Below are 7,224 nucleotides of genomic sequence, written 5' to 3'. Positions count from 1 at the left end.
TATTGCATCGCAAAAACAGGCACAATCGCAGCATGAGCCTAACACGGCGCTCAAGCGGACCTCGCTCCCGCTCGGCCGCTTAGCTCTGCGTTAGGCCTCAATGACCACCGTCATCATTGCCAGTCTCACATTAGCGTTCGCCGTCTACTTCTGCATCGCAGCGTTTATGGCTCACCGATCGTGGAAGGGGTTTTGGCTCAACTTCAGCATTGGCCTGCTTGTGCTATTAGGGCTGGCCGCGTCTCACACCGACCACGACACGCCAGCGGATGGTTTGATAGAGGTGCTCATTGCTGCTCTATTCGCAGCCTTCTTTGTTCTTACTGGCTTGGCTTGCCTTTGTTCTTGGGTGGTTCTCCGGGGGTCTCGCTACTGGCGCAAGGCCTAACATCTCGTTCAAGGCGGACGGCTTCGCCGCCGCTTAACTCCAGCGTTAGGTGCACATGACAAACTACCTTTCGGGCGAGTTCATCCTAGATCGCTATCCGAACGGCGGGCTCGCTGTGTTGCTTCGTACGTTATGGATAACGTTTATTTTGTACTTCATTGCCATAGCCATTAGATCTCGCGTCGCGCCATACGCAACGTGGGAACCCAGCATTACCGTGGCTAGGCAGTTAATTTCAAGCACCATACCTTGGTTCGGTGCTATCTTCGCTGGTGTGTATGCGGCGCTATATGCGCGCTTTGCGTCGCAATGGAGCTACTTGGCGAATTTGTACAATCAAATCATGTGTGCTCAAGTGCAATGTGACGCTTCCGGCACAACAAGTGGCGAAGCAATGGCGCTATGGCAGGCTGGCTTCATTGAAGATGCCGAGGCGCTGCACCTAGCACGCAAACCAATGTTTGCATCCGTTATCGTAAGTATGCTCGGCAAAGATGCGGTACGAAATGCATACAAGCAATATACCCCAGGTGGTAGTGCGCGGCTGGACGCACTAGAAGCCAGTGTAAAAGCTGTAGTCTCCAAAGCTGCCCAACAGTTCGTAGATGCATCCGGTGACGGTGCACCTAACATGTCGTCCAAGCGGACGCGCGAAAAGCCGCGCGCCGCTTAACTCAAGCGTTAGACCTCACCGATTCCAGAAGACCAGGGTGTAGCCATGTTCTTAAGAAATAGGTTCTTCAAGTGGGCCAGTTTCTCACTCATAGGGAACATTGCTCTTTCGGAGCTGCTTCTTTCCTTACCCTTGCTCGCTGCTTTTACTTTGTTGTCATCTCGCGACGGCACTCTAACTCTAGACAGGTTCGGCTACATGGTCTTCGTTTGTGCTTTGGCCGGTATGTTTTTTGCGCTATTTATGTGGTTCATGGTCGCTCGACCACTTATTAAGCTTAAGCGTCAGCGCTGAGCATCATCAACACGAGTTTCGTCTAACAAACCGTTCAAGGCGGCTTCGCCGCCGCTTAACTCCAGCGTTAGGGGCTGCGCGTGAAGGTTGTCGACGAGTTGTTGCAAACTGCCGTCGCGGATGTCGAGCTACTTCGCAAACTCGACAGCCAAGGCGATCAGTTCGGTATCTTCCGTGACGTCGAGTTTCTCTTGCGAGCACCAACAGCGGACAAGGCAAGTACGGTCGCGTCCTTCATCAACGAGCACCAATACGGTGTAGCAACTCCGCAAGACCTTGAGGTCTCACCAAGTGTTCTGGTCGTCGTTCACATGCCCATCGAGCAACACATATTGCAGTCGGTATCCGGCTTCATGGTTTGCGTCAGTCAGTTGTTTGGCTTGGAGTACGACGGGTGGGGTTGTGTCGTTCAATCGGCGCACCCCTAACATCTCGGTCAAGCGGACCGCCGTCCCGCTGCGCGGGCCGTCGGCCGCTTACCTCGGGCGTTATGCCCCATGATCGACATTTCAGCCTCAACCAAACAGTTACTAAATCAGGTTCTTGGCTGGCTTGAACGTGAGCAGCAAGAATGTGGCGAGGGTTTCTTCTGCAAAAGCAAAATGCTCGTTCAGGCGCACGAGGCTGGCGAGCTCTACTGCGGTTTAGCAGGCGGTAGCGCCGTCGGGTTTGTCATGCACAGCATCGTATCAGCTCGCGCATCCATCGACATCCTGGAGGTTCACCCCGAGCGTCGGCGGCAGCGCATAGGCACGCAGCTCGCGCTAAATGCAATCGAGCGCTTGCGTTCTGCTGGCGCGGAAACCGTCGGTGTTCAGTGTAGTCCAAGGTCGTCGGAGCCATTCTGGCGGTCACTGGGCTTTCTTCCACCAGCCGTGTCACATGCGCGTGCTCATGAGCCGGTTCGCCTTGTTCTCGGCAATGTGGCATAACAGTTCGGTCAACTCGGACACTCGGCCCGATGGGCCTCGTGCCGGTTACCTCAAGCGTTATGAGTAAAGAACAGGGGTGTCGCGAGAATGTACTTTTTGTACGCCGATGAAAGTGGTGACGTCGGAACGTCCGGAAGTCCGGGGCGGTATTTTTGCTTAAGCGGCCTTGTGGTACATGAGATGCGCTGGCACGACACACTCGAGGCGCTTATTGATCTCCGCCGGCAATTACGAGCGACATACGGCTTAAAGTTGAGGGAAGAGGTACATGCCGCAGAATTTATTCATAAACCCGGCGATCTTGCTCGTATTCCAAAGTCGCTGCGCTTGAGGGTGTTGCGTGATGTCATCGATTTCCAAGCCAAGCTACCCGATATAAGTATCATCAATGTCATAGTCGACAAAGCGAATCATGTGGGTGCGGACATCTTTGACATGGCATGGTCAACGCTGATCCAGCGATTTCATAACACCTTATCTCACAAAAACTTCCCCGGTCCACAAAACCCGGATGACAGAGGTATTCTGGTAGTCGACCGCACCGATGAGCTGAAGCTGCGCGCGCTTAGCAGGCGTATGAGGCGTTATAACCCGGTTCCGAAAGCGTATGGCGGGGGTTCGATCGCAGTACCAATCACGACAATCGTCGAGGATGCCGTGCACCGAGATTCACGGCACTCGTACTTCATTCAAACCGCAGACGTGAATGCGTACTTCCTGAACCAATACTACAAGCCGTGCGGCTACGTAAAACGCAAGGGCGGCAAGAACTACTTTTTGCGGCTGCAGCCGGTACTGTGTACGGTTGCAAGCCGGTCGAGCCGATATGGCATCGTGGAGAGGTAAGCAAAAGAAGGGGCCCGTTGCCGGGCCCGGTGGATCCTACTGTGGGTTCGAGACCCAGGTCAGATCGCACCGACACTATACAACCGCCGGTTGTAGTATGTCAAATTGTAAGTCTTTGAGTATGCAGGATTTTACTCATAACAATTCGCTGCAGCCGACCGCCATCCCGCTACGCGGTCTGTCGGCGACTGAGCTCAAGCGTTATGCCTCAATGACTCAACATAGTCGCCCAATCTGGTTCGCCACACTGGTTACGCCATGGGCTGTGCCTATCGGGCTAGTTCTCACGACGTTGCTATTTGGCCTGTTCACCAAAGGCCTCGATGCCATTAGGGTTCCAGAGGAGTCCTATTTTGTCTTCGTTTACATTTTGCCGGCGACCTATACGGCGATGCTTGCCCTCGGACTTCCATACATACTATGGCTACGGGCGCACGGCGTATTGACCTTCCTGCTTGTCTGCGCAGGGGCAATGGTTTCCGCCACAATTGTGTCGCCAATTTATGTCTGGGTTCGTCTTGACTCTACGCAGCTTCAGATTGGCGACTTTCTTATACCTGCATTTTTTGGCTTGCTATCCGGCATCGTTTTCTGCTTTGCGGCCGGCATAACATTTCGTCCAAGCGGACGCGCGAAAAAGCCGCGCGCCACTTAACTCAAGCGTTAGGCATCAGACCATGGCCCACCTGCAACGCGCAGTCGCCTCTCTCCGCATCGCAGGCGATGATCTCGACCCTGATCAAATTTCAAAGTTGCTAGGCGCAGCTCCCACCCATGCCCAGGCAAAAGGCCAGGAGCTTCCACTTAAGTCTGGCCGCATCCGCATCGCCCAATTTGGCCAGTGGCGCCTTCATGCTACCGATACCGAACCGGAAGACCTTGATGGTCAAGTTGCAGAGCTCCTTGGCAAGCTCACCAACGACTCAGTTGTCTGGCTTGATTTGGCCAGCCGCTTCGAAATTGACTTGTTCTGTGGCTGGTTCATGGGTGGCACCAACGAGGGGGTTACGATTTCAGCAGCCACGCTCAAGGCTCTCGGAGAGCGTGGAATTGAACTTGCGCTGGACATCTATGGCCCGGACACTGATGCCTAACATCTCGTTCAAGGCGGACGCGCTGACGCGCGCCGCTTAACTCCAACGTTAGACCCCAAGGACAGGAATGGGCATTTCGACGCAGCTTCGCCAAACACTGGTCGGCACCACCGTAGTTGGTGCGTTCTTTGGCGCTCTCTGCGCTCTCGGGAGCTTCGCGTTTTACTCCGAGTACGGTCCCCGCATTGCGGGTGCGCCGCACGACACGTGGGCAAACGTGTTCCACGCCATCGGTACTTTCTTCTGGGTTACAGTCGGCATCATCGGCGCGTTCGGTCTTCTGCCATCAGCCGTTTCGTTCGCTCTGTCCAGGCTCTCCCGCGAGGCGTCTAACTCATCGTCCAAGCGGACGCGCGATAAGCCGCGCGCCGCTTAACTCCAGCGTTAGGCCTGTCACGACCCTTTAGGAATTCATGTGAGCAATAGTTTCGACGCCGTCCAGCACTGTGACTCGCTTGAGCAAGTCCGAAACCATATCGATCACATTGACCGGCATATCGTAGCGCTCTTGGCTGAGCGCGGTGCGTACGTTAAGCAGGCTGCGGCGTTCAAGAAGACCACCTCTGACGTTCATGCCCCTCAACGTGTCGAACAAGTTATTGGCAAGGTAATTGGTCTAGCCAACGAACTGGGCGCTAGCCCGACTGTAACCGAAGAAGTGTATAGGGCCATGATTGCGGGTTTTATAAACGCGGAACTGGCTGAGCATGCCGCTCTGCAAAGCACGGCACACCAGGCCTAACCACTCGTCCAAGCGGACGCGCGAAAAGCCGCGCGTCGCTTAACTCCAGCGTTAGCCATTGGCGTAGCGATGAGGCACAGCAATGAGTGAGTCGAACGTTGTCAAGGGGGCCTTACTCTCGGCGCTTCTTGTCCTGCTACTTCTGCCTCTATCATCGGCAGCGGCGAACGGCAAGTTCTGCAATGACGGAGCACTCTGTCAGCTCGTCGGCAAGATAATTCAAGAACGACCAAGCCCAAGCGAAGCCGTATCACTAGCCACAAAGTTAGCCAATGGCCAACACCTTGAAGTACACCAATATGGCTCTCAACTCTCGGTATCGGACGTCACCGGCCTGCCTATAGCACCATCGGTTCTTGTGTACCATATTTGGTTTACTTATGCACACAAACGCCTTGTCGCGGTGCAATTCGACGTGCAGCACGGCTGTCATCTGAAGTGGTCAACAGTTCGCCAAGTGTTCGGCCCGTTTACGTGGGCGCAATCGCCGGTAGACTCATACGCAATCAATCATCAGAGACACATGCCATGGGGTAAGTACGTCGTCGGTACTATCCCATCCATGCCATCCGCCTCAACAAGTCGGTTAACGGATCCGTGCGTGAGCTTCCTTACAATCGAATTTTCAAACCATAAAGTATCGGTACATGGCTAACAATTCGGTCAACCGGACGCAAACCTGCTACGCGGGCTCGCGCCGGTTACCTTGGGCGTTAGGTTCTTTTATGAAGCGAATCGAGTTACCGAAGGTTATGGCCGTTCGTCTGTACCTCAATGGGGCAGAGCCAAAAAGTAAGGCGCCAGTCGATAGCCATACGGACGCGGTTGCCGCCATCGAGAAGAACGCGGCAGAGATCATCACGGCAGCCGTACTTATAGAAGATCGAATGGTAGAGGCTACAGCGAAGTTGTTGTTCGGCTCTCAACCGCTGCACAAAGAGCGTACTCTTTTTGTAAACGAAATCATGTCTACTTCAGACATGTCATATAAGGCGAAACGACATGCCTTCACAAGTGTTATGGAAGTTATGGGAACCCTGGGAAGCGAAGATCTAAAGGCTCTAAAGCGAAAACTAAATAACATAATGCATTGGCGTAACGCGTTTGCTCATGGCAACCTAATGCACGAGCATAACGCTGGGTATGTAATTACATATTACAGTGGTGGTCACAAAGAACTCGTACTGGATGACGAGCTCTTTGAGCACATCGAGCAAACAATCAGAGATTGCTTATATGCTTGCAATGGGGTTATTGAGGGTTTGCGCGAAAGAACCTAACATCTCGGTCAAGTGGACCGCCGTCCCGCTGCGCGGGCCGTCGGCCGCTTACCTCGGGCGTTAGGCACAATAAGATTGGGCGTTATGAGCAACGACGGTAAAAGTCGTAGCAATAGGCATCTCCACACTTGGGTGCGCGTTGCTGCCTTGTTGGCATTAGTCGCTTTGATCGTTGTTGAGCGCTACTACAAGTCTCATCCGCAGCTGTTGGAGCATCAGTTAGGCAACTCAGGCTTTGCTTTGCTCATGCTTGGTATGGGCTGCTTTTTGGTGTGGCAAGCAGTCATGGGGGTTCGTAACGGTGCTATCACGGGGACCTATACTCCCTCGCAATGGAAACGCTCAGAAAATGCTCCTATGTTTTGGTTCTTGGTTGTAACTGATGGGGCATTCGGCGTACTTGTGCTTGTGGGTGGGTTTGGCCTTATGTTTGGTTTGTTGCAGTAGTGCCTAACAACTCAATCCAGCGGACGCAAACCCGCTACGCGGGTCTGCGCCGCTGATCTCGGGCGTTAGGCCGCATGGAAAATCTATTCGCGCTCGCATACACCACTGGCCTCATTGCATTCTGGTCGGGTGTCGTCGTGACACTTTGGCGCTTCGTGCAGATGGCTTCCCGGCTCTCAGCTGCGACTGCAGTCCGGTTCGCGGCTGCGTCTTTGGCACTCGCGGTCGGGGGTTACATTCCGGCTGCACTCATCGGCGCTTGGGGCTTTTGCTCGGCGTCAGCCGGCGGCCTCTGTGCACTGGGTGGGTATGTCGGCACCGGGCTGGTCGCTGCCGGTGGCGTGCTGCTTTACCGTTTCTTTCGGGCGCGCCGGGAACTCGCTGCGGCCTAACAATTCGTTCAAGGCGGACGGCTGCGCCGCCGCTTAACTCCAGCGTTAGGCTCACAAAAGCATGGACACCGCGCACACAATATACGCACTGGTTCTTGCGACAGCCGCTCTAGCAGGTGCTTTTTTTGTGCTCCGT

10 protein-coding genes are annotated in these 7,224 nt (G+C 54.3%); all 10 read left to right on the top strand.

What is annotated here, in order from left to right; genetic code table 11:
* Window positions 1–443: 443 nt before the first annotated feature.
* Window positions 444–1,061 carry a hypothetical protein gene (locus BMY90_RS17140; protein WP_139201793.1) on the top strand — a complete coding sequence of 206 codons (618 nt, stop codon included), beginning with the start codon at window positions 444–446 and terminating at the stop codon, window positions 1,059–1,061.
* 374 nt (window positions 1,062–1,435) lie between these two features.
* Window positions 1,436–1,783 carry a ribonuclease E inhibitor RraB gene (locus tag BMY90_RS16865; RefSeq protein ID WP_175481611.1) on the top strand — a complete coding sequence of 116 codons (348 nt, stop codon included), beginning with the start codon at window positions 1,436–1,438 and terminating at the stop codon, window positions 1,781–1,783.
* 69 nt (window positions 1,784–1,852) lie between these two features.
* Window positions 1,853–2,287, top strand: coding sequence for a GNAT family N-acetyltransferase (locus BMY90_RS16860; protein ID WP_092705319.1), 435 nt, complete (start codon window positions 1,853–1,855; stop codon window positions 2,285–2,287).
* Window positions 2,288–2,374: 87 nt separating this feature from the next.
* The gene (locus BMY90_RS16855) at window positions 2,375–3,133 is read left to right on the top strand and encodes a DUF3800 domain-containing protein (RefSeq protein WP_092705318.1); all 759 of its coding nucleotides are present in this window, start codon (window positions 2,375–2,377) and stop codon (window positions 3,131–3,133) included.
* A 121-nt stretch (window positions 3,134–3,254) separates the two neighbouring features.
* Window positions 3,255–3,788, top strand: coding sequence for a hypothetical protein (locus tag BMY90_RS16850; protein ID WP_092705317.1), 534 nt, complete (start codon window positions 3,255–3,257; stop codon window positions 3,786–3,788).
* Window positions 3,789–3,810: 22 nt separating this feature from the next.
* Window positions 3,811–4,227, top strand: coding sequence for a DUF4279 domain-containing protein (locus tag BMY90_RS16845; RefSeq protein ID WP_092705316.1), 417 nt, complete (start codon window positions 3,811–3,813; stop codon window positions 4,225–4,227).
* A 415-nt stretch (window positions 4,228–4,642) separates the two neighbouring features.
* Window positions 4,643–4,969 carry a chorismate mutase gene (locus tag BMY90_RS16835; RefSeq protein WP_092705314.1) on the top strand — a complete coding sequence of 109 codons (327 nt, stop codon included), beginning with the start codon at window positions 4,643–4,645 and terminating at the stop codon, window positions 4,967–4,969.
* A 725-nt stretch (window positions 4,970–5,694) separates the two neighbouring features.
* Entirely contained in the window at window positions 5,695–6,249 is a 555-nt protein-coding gene (locus BMY90_RS16830) for a hypothetical protein (RefSeq protein ID WP_092705313.1), read from the top strand.
* Window positions 6,250–6,333: 84 nt separating this feature from the next.
* Window positions 6,334–6,696 carry a hypothetical protein gene (locus BMY90_RS16825; protein ID WP_139201792.1) on the top strand — a complete coding sequence of 121 codons (363 nt, stop codon included), beginning with the start codon at window positions 6,334–6,336 and terminating at the stop codon, window positions 6,694–6,696.
* 74 nt (window positions 6,697–6,770) lie between these two features.
* Window positions 6,771–7,088: a hypothetical protein gene (locus tag BMY90_RS16820; RefSeq protein WP_092705311.1), complete on the top strand. Its 318-nt coding sequence runs from the start codon at window positions 6,771–6,773 to the stop codon at window positions 7,086–7,088.
* The last annotated feature ends 136 nt before the right edge of the window (window positions 7,089–7,224 follow it).

The organism is Rhodanobacter glycinis (assembly GCF_900114325.1).
Taxonomy (GTDB): domain Bacteria; phylum Pseudomonadota; class Gammaproteobacteria; order Xanthomonadales; family Rhodanobacteraceae; genus Rhodanobacter_A; species Rhodanobacter_A glycinis.
Note: the sequence above shows the minus strand (reverse complement) of the source record. Positions and strands in the feature narration are given on the sequence as shown.